Origin of the sequence: Streptomyces sp. NPDC047000, from assembly GCF_040644295.1 — a bacterium.
Taxonomy (GTDB): Bacteria; Actinomycetota; Actinomycetes; order Streptomycetales; family Streptomycetaceae; genus Streptomyces.
The window spans coordinates 204,515-221,693 of sequence record NZ_JBEYWE010000008.1; the positions used below are offsets into that span (position 1 = coordinate 204,515).

Sequence of the window (17,179 nt, forward strand, 5' to 3'; positions counted from 1 at the left end):
CTGCTCAGGAGGCGAAGAACATGGGGAACGGGGCTCTCAGCGGTGCGGTGATCGCGGTGGCGGGCGCGGGCGGACCCGCCGGACGCGCGGCACTGGCACGGCTCGCCGACGCGGGCGCGATCGTCGTCGGCTCGGACAACGACCCGGAACGGCTCGTGGAGGCCGTCGACCGCGCCCGCTACGGCCACGGCGGGGCGACGGTCGTGGGCGAGACCGTCGATCTGCTCGACCTGGACACCACCCGGGACTGGGCCGCACGGATCGAGAAGGAGTTCGGCCGCGTCGACGGCCTGGTCCACCTCGTCGGCGGCTGGCGCGGCAGCGAGACCTTCACCAAGACCAGTCTCGACGACTGGGACTTCCTGGAACTGCTGCTCATCCGCACCGTGCAGCACACCACCCTCGCCTTCCACGAGGCGCTCCAGCGCAGCGCACGGGGCCGTTACGTCCTGATCAGCGCCGCCGGGGCGAGCCGGCCGACCGCCGGCAACGCCGCCTACGCCGCGGCCAAGGCCGCCGCCGAGGCGTGGACCCTGGCGATGGCGGACTACTTCCGCAAGGCCGGAAAGGCCGAGGGCGCGGGCGGGCCCACCTCGGCGGCTGCGATCCTGGTCGTGAAGGCGCTGGTGCACGACGCGATGCGCGCCGAGCGACCCAACGCGAAGTTCGCGGGCTTCACCGATGTCGAGGAGCTGGCCGAGGCCATCGCCGGCGTCTGGGACAAGCCCGCCGCCGAAGTGAACGGACACCGTCTGTGGCTGACCGAGGAGCCGTGAACCCACCCCGCACCGACGCACGCCGCCGTCACGACCCCGAGGCGCGCGGCTTCGCCAGCGACAACTACGCCGGAGTGCATCCCGAGGTGCTCGCCGCCCTGGCGCTGGCCAACGGCGGCCATCAGACGGCGTACGGCGGGGACGTCTACACCGAGCACCTCCAGCAGGTCGTGCGCGGCCACTTCGGCGCAGGCGCCGAGGCGTTCCCGGTCTTCAACGGCACCGGCGCCAATGTCGTCGCGCTCCAGGCCGTCACCGACCGCTGGGGCGCGGTGATCTGCGCGGAGAGCGCCCACATCAACGTCGACGAGGGCGGCGCCCCGGAGCGGATGGGCGGGCTCAAGCTGCTCACCGTGCCCACCCCCGACGGCAAGCTCACCCCCGAGCTGATCGACCGTCAGGCGTACGGCTGGGAGGACGAGCACCGGGCGATGCCCCAGGTCGTCTCGATCACCCAGAGCACCGAACTCGGCACCGTCTACACCCCGGCGGAGATCCGCGCGGTCTGCGAGCACGCCCATGCGCACGGCATGACGGTGCACCTGGACGGCTCCCGGATCGCCAACGCCGCCGCCTTTCTCGACGTGCCGATGCGGACGTTCACCAACGTGGTCGGCGTCGACGTCCTCTCGCTGGGCGGCACGAAGAACGGCGCGATCATCGGGGAGGCGGTCGTCGTCATCGACCGGGACGCCGTCCGCCGGATGAGACACCTGCGCAAACTGTCCATGCAGCTCGCCTCCAAGATGCGCTTCGTCTCGGTGCAGCTGGAGGCCCTGCTCGCCAAGGACCTCTGGCTGCGCAACGCCCGGCACGCCAACGAGATGGCCCAGCGGCTCGCCGAGGGCGTACGGGCCGTCCACGGGGTCGAGATCCTCCACCCGGTGCAGGCCAACGGCGTGTTCGCCCGGCTCCCGCACGAGGTGGGCGAGCGCTTGCAGAAGCGGTTCCGCTTCTACTTCTGGGACGAGGCGGCGGGGGTCGTCCGCTGGATGTGCGCCTTCGACACCACCGAGGAGGACGTGGACGCCTTCGTGGCGGCGGTCAAGGAGGAGATGGCCAGGTAGGCCGGAGAGGGCCTGGCGGGACCCGGCCGTCGAGCGCCGCACTGCATAGGTATGCGCGACTCCGTAAAATAATTGACGGGTGGGTGATCGCGTTCCTATGCTCTGCGGGCATGCAGCTGATCCAGAACAACCCGGACCTGTCCGCCTACCTCATGGCGGACGAGGCCGTCGACCATGAACACCCGCTGGTGCGGGAGACCGCCGCCCGGCTGGCGAAACAGGTCGAGGACTCGTACGGGTATGCGCGAGCCGCGTACGAGTTCGTGCGTGACGGCATTCCGCACTCCGCCGACAGCGGCGACGAGCGCGTCACCTGGCGCGCCTCCGACGTCCTGGCGCGGCGTACCGGGATCTGCCATGCCAAGGCCCACGCGCTGGCCGCGCTGCTGCGGGCCGAGGACATCCCGACCGCCCTGTGCTACCAGCGGCTGAGGCACGACGACGGCGGCCATGTCCTGCACGGCCTGGTCGCCGTCCGCTTCCGGGGCGCCTGGCACCGGCAGGACCCGCGCGGCAACAAACCCGGGGTGGACGCCCGGTTCTCCCTGACCGGCGAGCGGCTCGCCTGGATCCCGGACCCGGACGCCGGTGAGGCCGACTGTCCCGTGCTCCACGAGCGGCCGCATCCGGCGGTGCTCGACGCGATGAAGGCGGCCCCGGACCGGCCGTACCTCTGGAGGACGCTGCCCGCGGAACTCTGAGTCCGCCGTGCGGCGCAACCGCGGGCGGGCGGCTCAGCCCGCCTCGGCGGCGCGGATCTGCTCCGGCGTCGGCGCCGTACCGCCGAGATGCGCCGGCAGCCACCAGGTGTCGTCCGCGTCCTTGGGCCGTCCGGGATAAGCGCGCTGGGCGGCGTCCAGGAGCTCCTGGACACGCTCGCGCAACTGCCGGGTGATCGCACCCGCGTACTTGTCCTTGGAGGCCTCGATCGCCTCGCCGACCCGGATGGTGACCGGGAAGTGGTTGCGCTTGAAGGTGCGCGGCCGGCCCTTGGTCCAGATCCGCTGCGTGCCCCAGAGCGCCATCGGGATCAGCGGGACACCCGCCTCCTGCGCCAGGCGCGCTGCGCCGGACTTGAAGCTCTTGAGCGTGAACGACTGGGAGATGGTGGCCTCCGGGAACACCCCGACGATCTCACCGGCCCGCAGCGAGTCCAGCGCGTGCTGGTAGGCCGCCTCGCCGTTCTCACGGTCCACCGGGATGTGCTTCATCCCGCGCATCAGCGGACCGGAGATCCGGTGCCGGAACACCGCGTCCTTCGCCATGAAACGCACCAGCCGCTTCTGCGGGCGGGCCGCCATGCCGTCGAACACGAAGTCCAGATAGCTGATGTGGTTGCTCACCAGGACCGCACCGCCCGTGCGCGGAATGTTCTCCGAGCCCTTGCAGTCGATCTTCAGGTCCCACGCCTTGAAGAGCGCGAGCGCGAAGCCGATGACCGGACGGTAGACCAGCTCTGCCATGAGCGGGGTGGACCCTTCCTGCTCTGTCTGGGAAGGGGGTTCCCAGTGGAGAAGTTACGCAGCCGTGAGTCGCGGCCTGTCGCATGGTGCCCGAAGAACGTGCGGGGGGCCAGCCCGGGTGCCCGACGGTGACGAGATCCTCGTCACGTCGTTGCCCTGATCACCTCGGGCTTTCGGCCTCCGGGCCGCCCCGGTCCCGTGGCCGTGCGCTCACTCCGCGGGTGCCGTCACCCTCCGGAGGAGCAGATACGTCTCGCACCCCAGGCAGTATCCGAACACGGCGTTCAGGAACGCGGCCGCCAGCGCCGCCCCGGTCGCCGCGAGCCCCAGCCAGTCCGGCCCGAGGGAGTAGCCGACGAGCCCGAACCCGGCGAAGACCAGCCCCACCGCCTGCGCGAACCGCGGCGGCTGAGGCGGCTCGAACTCCGTCGGCGGCCCGAGCCGCGGCCGTATCACCCGGCGGAACAGCAGCCCGTACGGCGACCGTCCCACCCCGCCGGCCGCGCCCAGCGCGAACGCCAGGGTCTGCCAGGCCAGCAGCCAGACGTTTCCGGTGACCAGTACGAGCGCCAGGACGGCCGTCGTCACCGCCGCGCCGAAACGCGGCCCTCTCACATCGATGTCCGTGAATGCCATGAATCCAGCATTCCGCACAGTGGGCACATCCGGGTCATGGGAATCTTTGCAGTCTGATGAACGTTTCGGCAGGTCATGACGGGAATCCTGGTGTGCGTGGCGGTGCTCGTGCTGGCGAGCGCCTACGGCGTGGTGCAGCGGCGAAGGGGCGGCAGAGTGCGCGTGCGCGGACGTGACGGCGGAAAGCGGCTCGGTGCGGGCGACCTGGGCGGGGACCTGGGGGAGCGCGCCACCCTGGTGCAGTTCTCCAGCGCCTTCTGCGCGCCCTGCCGCGCGACCCGCCGGGTGCTCGGCGAGGTGGCCGACCTCGTCCCCGGCGTGCGGCACATAGAGATCGACGCCGAACACAACCTCCCCCTGGTGCGCGCCCTCGACATCCTCAAGACCCCCACCGTGCTGGTCCTCGACGCGGACGGCCAGGTGATCCGGCGTGCCACCGGCCAGCCCCGCAAGGCGGACGTCATCGCGGCACTGGGGGAGGCGGTCTGAGCGGGTCGCCGGGGAGCGGTGCGGGCGAGCCGTGGCCGGCGGCGGTGCGAGCGGCCTCCGGGAGAACCGCCCGCACGACCCGGCCGGGAGAGGTCCGGGGCCCGCGCGTCACCCGGCTGCTCCGGGACGACGGGAGGCTGCCCGGCACCCACGCACGACCCGGCCGGCCGGGGGAGGTCCGGGGCCCGCGCGCAAGGGTCCGCACGGTCCTGCCGGCGACCGTGAGGCTGCTCCCATCCGCCCGGACCCACTTGACTGCACCGGCCACCTATCGTCAGTCTGACACCATGCCTAGGGACCTCCTTCTCCACGGGCGCGTCCGAAAGGACCACGCCGGCACCGCGAGCGCCCTGTGCCGGGGCAGTTGAACCGCCACGGAACCCGCTCGCCCCCTCCGCAGAAGGACACCTTCATCCATGACGGCAACACCTGACGTCCGCACCCCCCAGCTCGCCTCCCCCGACCTCCTCCGCTCCGTCTTCCGGCGGCACGCCGCCGGAGTCGCGGTGATCACCGCGCGCGGCGCCGACGGTCCCGTCGGCTTCACCGCCACCTCCCTCTCCTCCGTGTGCGCCGAGCCCCCGATGCTCTCCTTCGCCATGGGCACCGGTGCCTCCAGCTGGGCCGCGATAGAGAGTTCGGGACTGGTGGGGGTGCACATACTCGGCGAGCACCAGGAGGATCTGGCCGTCACCTTCGCGCGCAGCGGCGCCGACCGGTTCGGCGCGGCCACCGCCTGGTACGAGGGACCCGAGGGGGTACCGGTCCTCGAAGACGTTCTGGCCTGGACGGTCTGCCGGGTCGTCACCCGGGTGCCCGCCGGCGATCACCGGATCGTGCTGGCGGAGGTTCTCGCCGGTGACACCGGGGGAACCGGCCGTCCCCTTCTCTACCACCAGGGCAGGTTCAACGGCCTGCGGCATTAGTCACTGCGCGGTCATCCTGCGAAGCCGTCCGGATTTGGTTACGCTGCGTTGCGCAGGTCACAGTTCAAAGCGCTTGCTTAGCGGGCAGGAACTCGCTGTACTGGTGAGTAATATTTCGTTCGGAGCGTGGGGTGCCCCGACCGGGCCGAGCCGCTCGTGGCGCCCAGGCTGCCTGCGGCAAGGCAGTCCGGAAATGACGATGCAGTAGGAGAGCCGGCGTGAGCTTGAGGATCGTTGTCACTGTGAAGTACGTGCCCGACGCCACCGGCGACCGGCACTTCGCCGAGGACCTGACCGTCGACCGGGACGATGTGGACGGTCTGCTCTCCGAACTGGACGAGTACGCCGTCGAACAGGCCCTGCAGATCGCGGAGAGCGCGGACGACGCCGAGGTGACCGTCCTGACGGTGGGTCCGGAGGACGCGAAGGACGCGCTGCGCAAGGCCCTGTCGATGGGCGCCGACAAGGCGGTCCACGTCGAGGACGACGACCTGCACGGCACCGACGCCATCGGCACCTCGCTGGTGCTGGCGAAGGCGATCGAGAAGGCCGGCTTCGACCTGGTCGTCTCCGGCATGGCCTCCACCGACGGCACCATGGGCGTCGTGCCCGCGCTGCTGGCGGAGCGGCTGGGGGTGCCTCAGGTGACGCTGCTGTCCGAGGTCACGGTCGAGGACGGCGTCGTCACGGGCCGCCGGGACGGCGACACCGCGTCCGAGCAGCTCCAGGCGTCGCTTCCGGCGGTCGTGTCGGTCACCGACCAGTCGGGCGAGGCCCGCTACCCCTCCTTCAAGGGGATCATGGCGGCGAAGAAGAAGCCGGTCCAGGCGTGGGACCTGTCCGACCTGGACATCGAGGCCGGGGACGTCGGCCTGGAGGGCGCGTGGAGCGCGGTCGAGACCGTGACGGAGCGCCCGGCGCGCACGGCGGGCACGATCGTCAAGGACGAGGGCGAGGGCGGCAGGCAGCTCGCCGCCTTCCTCGCGGAGCGCAAATTCGTCTGACACGGCCTCGCGGGCCAGAAGCGCATCCGGGGCCCGCAGCCCGCACGTCCGGCAGCCGTCCCCGCTGACCGTCCCTCACCTTCGTTCCGCAGGAGTGCATTCCCATGGCTGAAGTCCTCGTCTACGTCGACCACGTGGACGGTGCCGTCCGCAAGCCCACCCTCGAACTGCTGACCCTGGCCCGCCGCCTCGGCGAGCCGGTCGCCGTGGCCCTCGGCGCGGGCGCCGCCGCGACGGCCCCCGTGCTCGCCGAGCACGGCGCCACCCGGGTACTGACCCACGAGGCCCCCGAGTACGCCGACTACCTGGTCGTGCCGAAGGTCGACGCCCTGCAGGCCGCCGTCGCCGCCGTCTCCCCGGCCGCCGTGCTGGTCCCCTCCGGCACGGAGGGCAAGGAGGTCGCCGCCCGTCTCGCGCTGCGCATCGGCTCGGGCGTCATCACCGACGCCGTCGACCTGGAGGCCGGCGACGAGGGCCCGGTGGCCACCCAGTCGGCGTTCGCCGCCTCCTTCACCACCAAATCCCGCGTCAGCAAGGGCACCCCGGTCATCACCGTCAAGCCCAACAGCGCCGCCGTGGAGGCCGCTCCGGCCGCCGGCGCCGTCGAGGCCCTGGAGGTGTCGTTCTCCGCGCTGGCGACCGGCACGAAGGTCACCGCCCGCACGCCGCGCGAGTCGACGGGCCGTCCGGAGCTGACCGAGGCCGCGATCGTGGTCTCCGGCGGCCGCGGGGTGAACGGCGCGGAGAACTTCGCGGTCATCGAGGCCCTCGCCGACTCCCTGGGCGCGGCCGTCGGCGCCTCCCGCGCCGCGGTCGACGCGGGCTGGTACCCGCACACCAACCAGGTCGGCCAGACCGGCAAGAGCGTCTCCCCGCAGCTCTACATCGCCAACGGCATCTCCGGTGCCATCCAGCACCGCGCCGGCATGCAGACCTCCAAGACCATCGTCGCCGTCAACAAGGACCCCGAGGCCCCCATCTTCGACCTCGTCGACTACGGCGTCGTCGGCGACCTCTTCGACGTCGTCCCCCAGCTCACCGAAGAGATCAACACCCGCAAGGGCTGAACCCCGCCGCACCCGGCAAAGGCTCCCGCGACCGCACCGGTCCCGGGAGCCTCCGGCCGTCCCGGGAGGGTGTTGACCCCGGGCGGAGCCACGGATAGCTTCGCTGCGGATCACCGATTCCGTGCTGCGGAAACCGAGGGGGTACCGGATGGGGCAGCGGGAAAAGGTGGCGACCAGCATCAGCGGCGCCGTCCGCGAGGAGATCGGCGCCTCCCTCGCGCCCGTGGACGCCGAACTCGCGCGCCGCTACCCCGGGGACCCCGGCACCCGCCAGCCCGTGCACACCGTCTACGTGCCCGGCGACACGTTCGACGCCGGCACCGTCCGTTCCTGGGGCGACCGGGCCCTGGCGCTCCTCGACGAACACGCCCCCGACGCGGCCTCCTTCGCCGCCGTCCTCGGTCTGCCCGACAGCCTCGCCGAAGAGGTCCACGCCCGGGTCCGGGCCAAACTCGAACGCGAACCGGTGGAAGACCTGCGGATCGACTTCGAGGACGGCTACGGCCCGCGCCCCGACGCCGAGGAGGACGAGGCGGCCGCCCGTGCCGCCCGGCTGGTCGCGCAGGCGTACGCCGACGGCACCGCGCCGCCGTACACGGGGATCCGGACGAAATGCCTGGAGGCGGCCGTCCGCGACCGGGGCATCCGCACCCTCGACATCTTCCTCACCGGGCTCATGGCCGCCGGCGGGCTGCCCGGCGGGCTGGTGCTCACCCTGCCCAAGGTGACCTACCCGCAGCAGGTCACCGCGCTGGTCCGGCTGCTCGGCGCGTTCGAGCGGACCCATGGGCTGCCGGCCGGCCGGATCGGCTTCGAGATCCAGATCGAGACCGGCCAGGCCATCCTCGCCTCCGACGGCACCGCCACCGTCGCCCGTCTCATCCGGGCCGCCGAAGGCCGCGCCACCGGACTGCACTACGGCACCTTCGACTACAGCGCCGCCCTCGGTGTCTCCGCCGCCCACCAGACGAGCGACCATCCCGTCGCCGACCACGCCAAGGCGGTCATGCAGGTCGCGGCCGCGGGCACCGGCGTACGGGTCTGCGACGGCTCCACCAACGTGCTGCCCGTCGGCCCCACCGCACAGGTCCACGCCGCCTGGCGACTGCACCACGGTCTCACCCGCCGTGCCCTGGCCCGCGCCTACTACCAGGGCTGGGACATGCACCCCGGACACCTTCCCACCCGCTACGCCGCCGTCTTCGCGTTCTACCGCGAGGGCTGGCGCCCGGCCGCCGACCGCCTCGCCCGCTACGCCCGCCGCGCCGGCGGCGGCCCCGGGAACACCGGCGGCCCCGGGGACACGGGCACGGTCACCGCGGTCATGGACGAACCCGCCACCGCGAAGGCTCTCAGCGGCCATCTGCTGCGCGGTCTGGACTGCGGAGCCCTCGACGACACCGAGGTCACGACGGCGACCGGCCTGACGAGGGCCGGACTGGAGCGCTTCGCCGGGCGGGACGGGCTCGGCACGGGGACACCGGGCTCGTAGCGGTGGTGACGGAGGACAGGGCGGACGAGGACGGCGGCACCGGCGCGGGGCACCCGCGCGGCGCCCTCGTCCGCGGCAGGCACGGAAGGTCAGTCCGCCGGGGGCAGTTCGCCCGAGCCGCGGGTGATCAGACGGGTCGGCAGCTCGATGCGTTCCGGGGCGAGCGGAGTGCCGTCCAGCTGGTGGAAGAGGCGCTCGGCGGCCGTGCGGCCGAGCGCCGCGGAGTCCTGGGCGACGACCGTGATGCCCGGTGTGAGCAGATCGGCGAGCTCGAAGTCGTCGAAGCCGACCAGGGCGACCGGCCGGGTGTGCTCGGCGAGGACCCGGATGACGGTCACCGTCACCCTGTTGTTGCCGGTGAAGATCGCGGTGACGGGAGAGGACCCGGTGAGCATCCCCTCGGCCGCCAGACGCACCCGCTCGGGATCCGTGACGCCGAGGGACATCCAGGTGTCCTCGACGGATATGCCCGCGTCCTCCATGGCGGCCCGGTATCCGCGCAGCCGCTCGACCGCCGTGTGGATGCGCGGCATGTCACCGATGAAGCCGATCCTGCGGTGGCCGTGCGCGATCAGGTGGTTGACCCCGTCCCGCGCGCCGCCGAAGTTGTCCGACAGGACCACGTCCGCGTCGATCTGACCGGCCGGACGGTCCACGAACACGGTTGCCACGCCCGCCTTGATCTCGGGCTCCAGATAGCGGTGGTCGTCCCCCGCCGGGATCACCACGAGACCGTCCACACGCCGGGCGCACAGGGCCAGCGCCAGTTCCTGCTCGCGCTCCGGGTCCTCGGCGCTGGAGCCGTTGAACAGCAGGGTGCCGTGGGCGCGGGCCACCTCCTCCACGGCGCGGCTCAGCGGACCGTAGAACGGGTCGGCGAGATCCTCCAGCACCAGCCCGATGCTGGCGGTGCGGCCCTTGCGCAGCACCCGTGCGCTGTCGTTGCGGCGGAAGCCGAGCGCGTCGATGGCCTCCTGGACGCGCCGCTCGGTGTCGGGAGTGACCCCGGGCTCGCTGTTGACGACGCGGGAGACCGTCTTCAGCCCCACCCCGGCCCGGGCGGCTACGTCCTTCATCGTCGGACGATTGCCGTAACGCGATCCGGTGCGGGGGTCTGCGGGGCGGGCGGTGCGTCGGATGGCCTCGGGCACGATGCGCTGTCCTGTCCTTTGTCGTCCACGGGGATGCGGCGGCCCATGGGTCTGTATGAGGATGTGGCGTCGAGCATACGGCCTGGACAACGTTGTCAGAGGCGCGAGAGACTGTGCATCGCAAACTCCGGACCGCGTCCCCCTGCGTGGCCGGGCCACCCCATATCCCATGGTTGAACGGGGAGACCTGACTTTCTATGACTACCAACCTCGTGGCCGCGCTCGACATCGGCGGCACCAAGATCGCCGGTGCGCTGGTCGACGGCGACGGTCGCATCCTGGTGCGCGCCCAGCGGGCCACGCCGGCACAGCAGGACGGCGACACCGTGATGGGTGCCGTCGCGGAGGTGATCGGTGAGCTCACCGTGTCGCCGCTGTGGGGACGAGCAGCCTCGATCGGCATCGGCAGCGCGGGCCCCGTGGACCGCTCCGTGGGCACGGTCAGCCCCGTCAACGTGCCTGGCTGGCGCGGCTATCCGCTCGTCGAGAGGGTCCGGGCCGCGGCCGGGGGACTGCCGGTCGAGCTGATCGGCGACGGCGTCGCCATCACCGCGGCGGAACACTGGCAGGGCGCCGCCCGCGGCCATGAGAACGCGCTGTGCATGGTGGTCTCCACCGGTGTCGGAGGCGGCCTCGTCCTCAACGGACAGCTGCACCCCGGCCCCACGGGCAACGCGGGCCACATCGGGCACATCAGCGTCGACCTGGACGGCGACCTGTGCCCGTGCGGCGCGCGCGGCTGTGTCGAGCGCATCGCGAGCGGCCCCAACATCGCCCGCCGTGCGGTGGAGAACGGCTGGCGGCCCGGCCCCGACGGTGACACCTCGGCGGCAGCCGTGGCCGCCGCGGCACGCCGGGGCGACCCGATCGCCGTGGCCTCCTTCGAACGGGCCGCACAGGCCCTGGCCGCCGGTATCGCGGCCACCGCCACCCTCGTCGAGATCGACATCGCCGTCATCGGCGGTGGCGTCGGCAAGGCGGGCGAGGTGCTGTTCGCCCCGCTGCGGCTCGCCCTCCGCGACTACGCCACGCTGTCCTTCGCACAGCACGTGAAGGTCGTACCGGCGCAGATGGGCACCGACGCGGGGCTCGTCGGCGCCGCGGCGGCCGCGCTGACGCGCCGCTGGGACGAACCGGTGGCGGGGGTCGCGGGGGTCTGACGCAGGTGTCCCGGCACGGTCGGCGGTGCGGTTCCCCCCGCCGTCGGCCGGTGCCGGTGCGGGGGGTGCCGGTCGCGTCCGCGCGGCGGAGCCGTATGCCGCTACGGCCCCGCGCCCCCGGGGCGGCGGCCGGTGGCCGGGCGCAGGGCGTGACCCCTGCGCCCTTCCGGGCGTTGAGCCGGATATGAAGAAGCGCAGCATGCTCGCCATCGCCTCCCTCGCCACCGGGTTCGTCGTCGCGGCGATCAGTCCGTCGCACTCCGGCCACCACGCCGGACCCGGCGGTCTCGACGTGAAGGACACCGTCGGCGCTCCGGACCACCCCCTCGCCCAGGACGCTCCCGCAGCCGACGACGACGGCGGCGTGACGGGACAGCACGCCTGACGGCCGCGTACGGCCGACGGCGGCGCCCGGAGAGCGCCGGTCCCCCCGCACGTGGCGGCGGGCACCGGCGCCCTCCGGGCGTGCCCTCAACTGGGCCTGGTTTTCGTGGCAGGGTGGAGCGGGCAAGCCACAGGGGTCCAATACACGAGGGGGAACCGTGATCGTCTGGATCAACGGTGCGTTCGGTGCGGGGAAGTCCACCACCGCACGGGAACTGATCGACCTGATCCCGAACAGCGCGCTCTTCGACCCCGAGGTCATCGGCGGAGCACTGACCCGTCTGCTGCCGGCCAAACGCCTGGCGGAGGCCGGCGACTACCAGGACCTCCCGATCTGGCGGCGGCTCGTCATCGACACCGCCGCCGCCATGCTCACCGAACTCGGCGGGACCCTCGTGGTCCCCATGACCCTGCTCCGCCAGGACTACCGCGACGAGATCTTCGGAGGCCTGGCCGCCCGCAGGATTCCCGTACGGCACATTCTGCTGGCACCGGCCGAAACGATCCTGCGCGAGCGGATAGCGAACCGCGAGGTCCCCCCGGACCTCCCCGACGGCGAGATACGCGTACGCCAGTGGTCCTACGACCAGATCGAGCCGTACCGCCACGCTCTCGCCGCCTGGCTCACCGCCGACTCCCACCCGATCGACACCGGCGCCCTCACCCCGTACGAGACCGCGGTCCGTATCGCGGAGGCCGTCCGTGACGGCGACGTCCCCGCCTGCGACATAGTGCAGACCCCGGAGCCCGGCGCCGAGACCCTCGCCGCCGGGGTGCTGCTGTTCGACGAGCACGACCGGGTGCTGCTCGTCGACCCCACCTACAAGGCCGGCTGGGAGTTCCCCGGGGGCGTCGTCGAACCCGGTGAGGCTCCCGCACGCGGGGGCATGCGCGAGGTCGCCGAGGAGACCGGGATACAGCTCGACGAGGTGCCCAGCCTGCTCGTCGTGGACTGGGAGCGGCCCGCGCCGCCCGGCTACGGCGGTCTGCGCCTGCTGTTCGACGGCGGACGCCTCGGCACCGGCGACGCCGCCCGGCTGACCCTCCCGGGACCGGAACTGCGCGCCTGGCGCTTCGTCACCGAAGCGGAGGCCGCCGACCTGCTGCCCCCGGTCCGCTACGAGCGGCTGCGCTGGGCGCTGCGCGCCCGGGAGCGCGGTGCGGCGCTGTACCTGGAGGCCGGGATACCGGTCGGCTGACACCGGGGGCGCGACGGCCGGATCCCGGGCGGCCGGGTGCCGGGAGGCGGATGCTCCGGCTTCCCCGCACCGGCGGTGCGGTCCGTTCCCCGCACCGGTGAAGGGGCCGTGTCTTCCGCGTACCGGCAGGCCGCGGGCGGGCCCGTTCCCCGGTGTGCGGGTCCCGTCCCGTTCCGGACACCCTCCCGGCCGCGTCGGGCGCGGCCGGGAGGGCGGCGGGGAGGCGGTGTCACGGCCCCGGCGGCGGGAGGCCCCGGGGAGCGGTGCACCGGCCGGGGCCGGCGGGGTTCAGCTCGCCGCGTAGGCGCGCAGGAACAGCGCCTCCGCCACCGACAGACGCTCGAGCTCGTCGGGGGAGACACTCTCGTTCACGGCGTGGATCTGCGCCTCCGGCTCGCTCAGCCCGATGAGCAGGATCTCCGCGTCCGGGTAGAGGGTGGCGAGCGTGCTGCACAGCGGGATGGAGCCGCCCTGACCGGCGTACTGCATCTTCTGGCCGGGGTAGGCGACCGCCATCGCGTCGGCCATCGCCCGGTACGCCGGGCTGGTGGTGTCCGCGCGGAACGCCTGGCCCTGCCCGACCTGCTCGGTGCTGACCCGCGCGCCCCACGGCGTGTGCGCCGCCAGATGGGCCTCCAGCAGCCTGCTCGCCCCGGCCGCGTCGACGCCCGGCGGCACCCGCAGACTGACCAGGGCGCGGGCAGTCGCCTGCACGGACGGCGTGGCGCCGACGACCGGCGGGCAGTCGATGCCGAGGACCGTCACCGCGGGCCGTGCCCACACGCGGTCGGCGACCGTGCCGGAGCCGATCAGTTCCACACCGTCGAGCACCTTGGCGTCCTGGCGGAACTGCTCGTCGTCGTAGGCCAGTCCGTCCCACGCCGCGTCGCCGGACAGCCCGTCGACGGTCGTCGAGCCGTCCTCGGCGCGCAGCGAGTCCAGCACCCGGATCAGCGCGGCCAGCGCGTCGGGGGCGGCGCCGCCGAACTGGCCCGAGTGCAGGTTGCCCTCGAGGGTGTCGACCCGGATCCGCACCATGGTCATACCGCGCAACGTCGAGGTGACCGTCGGCAGTCCCGCGCGGAAGTTGCCCGTGTCGCCGATGACGATCGTGTCGGCGGTGAGGAGCTCCGGGTGTGCCTCGGCGTACCGCTCGAGACCGCCCGTGCCCTGCTCCTCCGAGCCCTCCACGATCACCTTGACGCGCACCGGGACGCCGCCGTTCGCCTTCAGGGCGCGCAGCGCGAGCAGATGCATGAGCACGCCGCCCTTGCAGTCCGCCGTGCCCCGGCCGTACCACCGGCCGTCGCGCTCGGTCAGTTCGAAGGGCGGGGTCGTCCAGCTGGCCGCGTCCAGCGGCGGCTGCACGTCGTAGTGGGCGTAGAGCAGGACGGTCTTCGCGCCCTCGGGGCCGGGCAGACAGCCGTAGACCGACTGCGTGCCGTCGGGCGTGTCGAGCAGGGCCACGTCCTCGAAACCCTCGGCGCGCAGCGCGCCGGCGATCCAGTTCGCGGCGCCCTCGTTCTCGCTCCGGGGGAACTGGTCGAAGTCCGCCACCGATCTGAAGGCCACCAGTTCGGTGAGCTCCGCCTTCGCCCGGGGCATCAGAGAGGCGACGGTCTCGGCGACCGGATGCGGCGACATGGGCACGCTCCTTGTGGGTGCGACGTTGTAGCGGGAGTACGGGTGGAGCACGTCGGGTCGCCCGCGTGCCCGCCGAGTACTTCCGTACTGCGTGGGTGTTCGTGGTGTCCGGGGGGTCCCGTGCGCCCGTCCGCGTAGGTGTCGTACGTGTGTGCAGGGTCCCGGCGGTGCCGATCCTGCCACAGCGGCTTGATCGCCGGCCGCCGTAGGATGCGGGAGACAGGAGCGTCAGGCACCTTGATCGGGAGCAGCGGACCTTGGTGAGCAGCGAGAACTCTTCGGCGGACGACATGCGGCGGGTGTGGGACGTCGTCGTGGTGGGCGCGGGACCCGCGGGGGCCTCGGCCGCCTACGCGGCGGCGGTCGCGGGGCGCAGCGTCCTCCTGCTGGAGAAGGCCGGACTGCCCCGCTACAAGACATGCGGCGGCGGCATCATCGGACCCTCCCGGGACTCCCTGCCGCCCGGCTTCGAGCTGCCGCTGCGGGACCGGGTGCACGCGGTCACCTTCTCCCACAACGGCCGGTTCACGCGCACCCGCCGCTCCAAGCAGATGCTGTTCGGCCTGATCAACCGGCCGGAGTTCGACCAGCAGCTGGTCGAGCACGCGCAGAAGGCGGGCGCCGAACTGCGTACCGGCGCGGCCGTGCAGCGGGTCGAGCAGCACGGTTCGGCGGTGCCCGACCGGCGGACGGTCGCCGTGGTGCTGCAGGGCGGCGAGACCGTGCTGGCCCGCGCGGTGGTCGGCGCGGACGGCAGCGCCAGCCGCATAGGGGCGCACGTCGGCGTGAAGCTCGACCAGGTCGACCTCGGTCTCGAGGCGGAGATCCCGGTCCCGGAGACCGTCGCCGAGGACTGGAAGGGGCGCGTGCTCATCGACTGGGGCCCGATGCCGGGCAGTTACGGCTGGGTGTTCCCCAAGGGCGACACGCTCACGGTCGGGGTCATCTCGGCGCGGGGCGAGGGCGCGGCGACCAAGCGCTACCTGGAGGACTTCGTCGCCCGGCTGGGCCTCGCCGGTTTCGAGCCGAGCATCTCCTCCGGGCATCTGACGCGCTGCCGTGCCGACGACTCGCCGCTGTCCAGGGGACGGGTGCTGGTGTGCGGGGACGCGGCCGGGCTGCTCGAGCCGTGGACCCGGGAGGGTATCTCCTTCGCGCTGCGGTCGGGGCGGCTGGCGGGGGAGTGGGCGGTGCGGATCTCCGAGGCGCACGACGCGGTGGACACCCGGCGGCAGGCGCTGAACTACGCGTTCGCCGTCAAGGCGGGCCTGGGCGTCGAGATGAGCGTCGGCAAGCGGATGCTGGCGGCGTTCGAGCGCCGTCCCGGGCTGTTCCACGCCGCCCTGACCGGCTTCCGTCCGGCCTGGCGGGCGTTCAAGGACATCACCCAGGGCGCGACGACCCTGGGCGAACTCGTCCGCACCCATCCGCTGGCCCAGCGTGGGCTGAACCTGCTGGACCGCAGGACCGGGACGGGCACGGGGCCGGGCGCGGACCCGGCGGCCGCCCCGGACGACGGGGATCCGGGCGAGGGCGCGGAGACCGGCGCGGTGGGGGATGCCGCCTCGGAGGACACGGCGGGCTCGTGACGGCCGGTCCGTGACAGCCGGTCCGTGACGGCCGGTCGGCGGTGCCGGGTCCGTGACGGCCGGTGGTCTGCGGCCGGTGGCCGAGGTGAGTCCGTGACAGCCGCTCTCCGCGGTCGGACCCTGACCGTCGGCCTGCGGCGCCGATGCGGAAGACGGTGTGGTCGGGGGCGGTACGGCGCGGTACAGCACGGTCCGGCGCGGGAACGGGCCGCGGCCGGCGCCGTCGAAGAGCACGGCTTCGGGCCGTCCCGCGCCCGAGGCAGCCGCACAGGACCGGGGCCGGCGGTGGCAGCGGCCCGGCCGGCATGCGCGAGCGGGCCGACGCGCCGGGTGGCACGATCGAGGCGGGACCGTTTACGGACGGCGGCGGGGCAGGTGGCCGCCAGGTCGCCGGTTCGCACGTACGGGAACGACACCGGCGGCCCGGCGCGGGCGGGGGTGCGCGCCGGGGCAAGGAGGACGGCCGATGATCCGCGTACTGCTCGCCGACGACCAGCCGTCGGTCCGGGCCGGCTTCCGGGTTCTGCTGGACGCCGAGCCGGACATCGAGGTGGTGGGGGAGGCCGCCGACGGCGAGGAGGCGCTGCGCCGGGCGCGCGAACTGCTCCCGGACGTCGTCCTCATGGACATCCGGATGCCTGTGGTGGACGGCCTGGCGGCGACCCGGCACATCGACGAGGACGCCGGACTGCAGGACGTGAAGGTCGTCGTCCTCACCACCGTCGAGCTCGACGAGTACGTCTTCGAGGCGATCCGCTCCGGTGCCTCCGGCTTCCTGGCCAAGGACACCGGGCCGGACGAACTCCTCCGTGCGGTCAGGGCGGTGGTCGCGGGCGACGCGCTCCCGGCGCCGGCGGCGACCCGCAGGCTGATCGCCGAGTTCGCGCCCCGTTTCCGGGATCCGGCGGCAGCGGGCGCCCTCGCCGGACTCACCGAACAGGAGAGGGACGTGCTGGTCCTCGTCGGCATCGGCCTGTCCGACGAGGAGATCGCCCGCCGGCTGGTGGTCGGCCCGCTCACCGCGAAGACCCGTGTGAGCCGCGCCATGACCAAGACCGGTGCCCGCGACCGCGCCCAACTGGTCGTGCTGGCCTATGAGTCGGGGCTGATACGACCGGGGTGAGCCGATCGG

Annotated in this window: 17 protein-coding genes; 13 read left to right on the forward strand and 4 right to left on the reverse strand. The window is 73.0% G+C overall.

The genetic code is table 11. From position 1 onward, the window contains the following. Positions 1-20 precede the first annotated feature (20 nt). From ABZ862_RS15985 to ABZ862_RS15995, 3 genes are all read left to right on the forward strand, one after another. Complete coding sequence (locus tag ABZ862_RS15985; RefSeq protein WP_360957886.1) at positions 21-776, forward strand: SDR family NAD(P)-dependent oxidoreductase; 756 nt, start codon at positions 21-23, stop codon at positions 774-776. Beyond that, complete coding sequence (locus ABZ862_RS15990) at positions 773-1,843, forward strand: low specificity L-threonine aldolase (protein WP_360957889.1); 1,071 nt, start codon at positions 773-775, stop codon at positions 1,841-1,843. Before ABZ862_RS15985 ends, ABZ862_RS15990 begins: the two co-directional genes overlap by 4 nt. Before the next feature lie 110 nt (positions 1,844-1,953). After that, a complete protein-coding gene (locus tag ABZ862_RS15995) occupies positions 1,954-2,544 on the forward strand; it encodes a transglutaminase domain-containing protein (protein ID WP_360957891.1) in 591 nt (196 codons plus the stop codon). Positions 2,545-2,577: 33 nt separating this feature from the next. On the opposite strand, the gene ABZ862_RS16000 is transcribed toward ABZ862_RS15995, so the two are convergent. Then, complete coding sequence (locus ABZ862_RS16000; protein ID WP_360957894.1) at positions 2,578-3,306, reverse strand: lysophospholipid acyltransferase family protein; 729 nt, start codon at positions 3,304-3,306, stop codon at positions 2,578-2,580. A gap of 210 nt (positions 3,307-3,516) precedes the next feature. Then, positions 3,517-3,942: a DUF4395 domain-containing protein gene (locus tag ABZ862_RS16005; protein ID WP_360957897.1), complete on the reverse strand. Its 426-nt coding sequence runs from the start codon at positions 3,940-3,942 to the stop codon at positions 3,517-3,519. A gap of 75 nt (positions 3,943-4,017) precedes the next feature. Between ABZ862_RS16005 and ABZ862_RS16010 the strand changes: the two genes are divergently transcribed. The 5 genes from ABZ862_RS16010 (at position 4,018) to ABZ862_RS16030 (ending at position 8,920) form a co-directional block, all read left to right on the forward strand. Next, on the forward strand, positions 4,018-4,431 hold the full coding sequence (locus ABZ862_RS16010; RefSeq protein ID WP_360957900.1) for a thioredoxin family protein: 414 nt from the start codon (positions 4,018-4,020) through the stop codon (positions 4,429-4,431). 416 nt (positions 4,432-4,847) lie between these two features. Then, positions 4,848-5,357 carry a flavin reductase family protein gene (locus ABZ862_RS16015; RefSeq protein ID WP_360957902.1) on the forward strand — a complete coding sequence of 170 codons (510 nt, stop codon included), beginning with the start codon at positions 4,848-4,850 and terminating at the stop codon, positions 5,355-5,357. A gap of 218 nt (positions 5,358-5,575) precedes the next feature. Then, the gene (locus tag ABZ862_RS16020; protein ID WP_360957903.1) at positions 5,576-6,361 is read left to right on the forward strand and encodes an electron transfer flavoprotein subunit beta/FixA family protein; all 786 of its coding nucleotides are present in this window, start codon (positions 5,576-5,578) and stop codon (positions 6,359-6,361) included. Positions 6,362-6,465: 104 nt separating this feature from the next. Next, positions 6,466-7,428 (forward strand): electron transfer flavoprotein subunit alpha/FixB family protein, encoded by a 963-nt coding sequence (locus ABZ862_RS16025; protein WP_360957905.1) that lies wholly within the window; start codon positions 6,466-6,468, stop codon positions 7,426-7,428. Positions 7,429-7,576: 148 nt separating this feature from the next. After that, positions 7,577-8,920 (forward strand): aldolase/citrate lyase family protein, encoded by a 1,344-nt coding sequence (locus tag ABZ862_RS16030; RefSeq protein ID WP_360957907.1) that lies wholly within the window; start codon positions 7,577-7,579, stop codon positions 8,918-8,920. A gap of 89 nt (positions 8,921-9,009) precedes the next feature. Here the strand turns inward: ABZ862_RS16030 and ABZ862_RS16035 are convergent, their stop codons facing one another. Further along, positions 9,010-9,996, reverse strand: a complete 987-nt coding sequence (locus tag ABZ862_RS16035; RefSeq protein ID WP_360957910.1) for a LacI family DNA-binding transcriptional regulator — start codon at positions 9,994-9,996, stop codon at positions 9,010-9,012. A gap of 272 nt (positions 9,997-10,268) precedes the next feature. On the opposite strand from ABZ862_RS16035, the gene ABZ862_RS16040 reads away from it, so the two are divergent. The 3 genes from ABZ862_RS16040 to ABZ862_RS16050 all read left to right on the forward strand — a co-directional run bounded on the left by ABZ862_RS16040 (position 10,269) and on the right by ABZ862_RS16050 (position 12,814). Continuing rightward, entirely contained in the window at positions 10,269-11,231 is a 963-nt protein-coding gene (locus tag ABZ862_RS16040; RefSeq protein ID WP_360957913.1) for an ROK family protein, read from the forward strand. Between the two features lie 184 nt (positions 11,232-11,415). Beyond that, positions 11,416-11,616, forward strand: coding sequence for a hypothetical protein (locus tag ABZ862_RS16045; protein WP_360957915.1), 201 nt, complete (start codon positions 11,416-11,418; stop codon positions 11,614-11,616). Between the two features lie 157 nt (positions 11,617-11,773). Further along, positions 11,774-12,814, forward strand: a complete 1,041-nt coding sequence (locus ABZ862_RS16050) for an NUDIX domain-containing protein (protein ID WP_360957918.1) — start codon at positions 11,774-11,776, stop codon at positions 12,812-12,814. A gap of 288 nt (positions 12,815-13,102) precedes the next feature. Here the strand turns inward: ABZ862_RS16050 and ABZ862_RS16055 are convergent, their stop codons facing one another. Next, positions 13,103-14,458 (reverse strand): dipeptidase, encoded by a 1,356-nt coding sequence (locus ABZ862_RS16055; RefSeq protein WP_360957920.1) that lies wholly within the window; start codon positions 14,456-14,458, stop codon positions 13,103-13,105. 260 nt (positions 14,459-14,718) lie between these two features. On the opposite strand from ABZ862_RS16055, the gene ABZ862_RS16060 reads away from it, so the two are divergent. Continuing rightward, entirely contained in the window at positions 14,719-16,047 is a 1,329-nt protein-coding gene (locus ABZ862_RS16060) for a geranylgeranyl reductase family protein (RefSeq protein WP_360957923.1), read from the forward strand. Positions 16,048-16,513: 466 nt separating this feature from the next. Then, entirely contained in the window at positions 16,514-17,170 is a 657-nt protein-coding gene (locus tag ABZ862_RS16065; protein WP_360957926.1) for a response regulator transcription factor, read from the forward strand. The last annotated feature ends 9 nt before the right edge of the window (positions 17,171-17,179 follow it).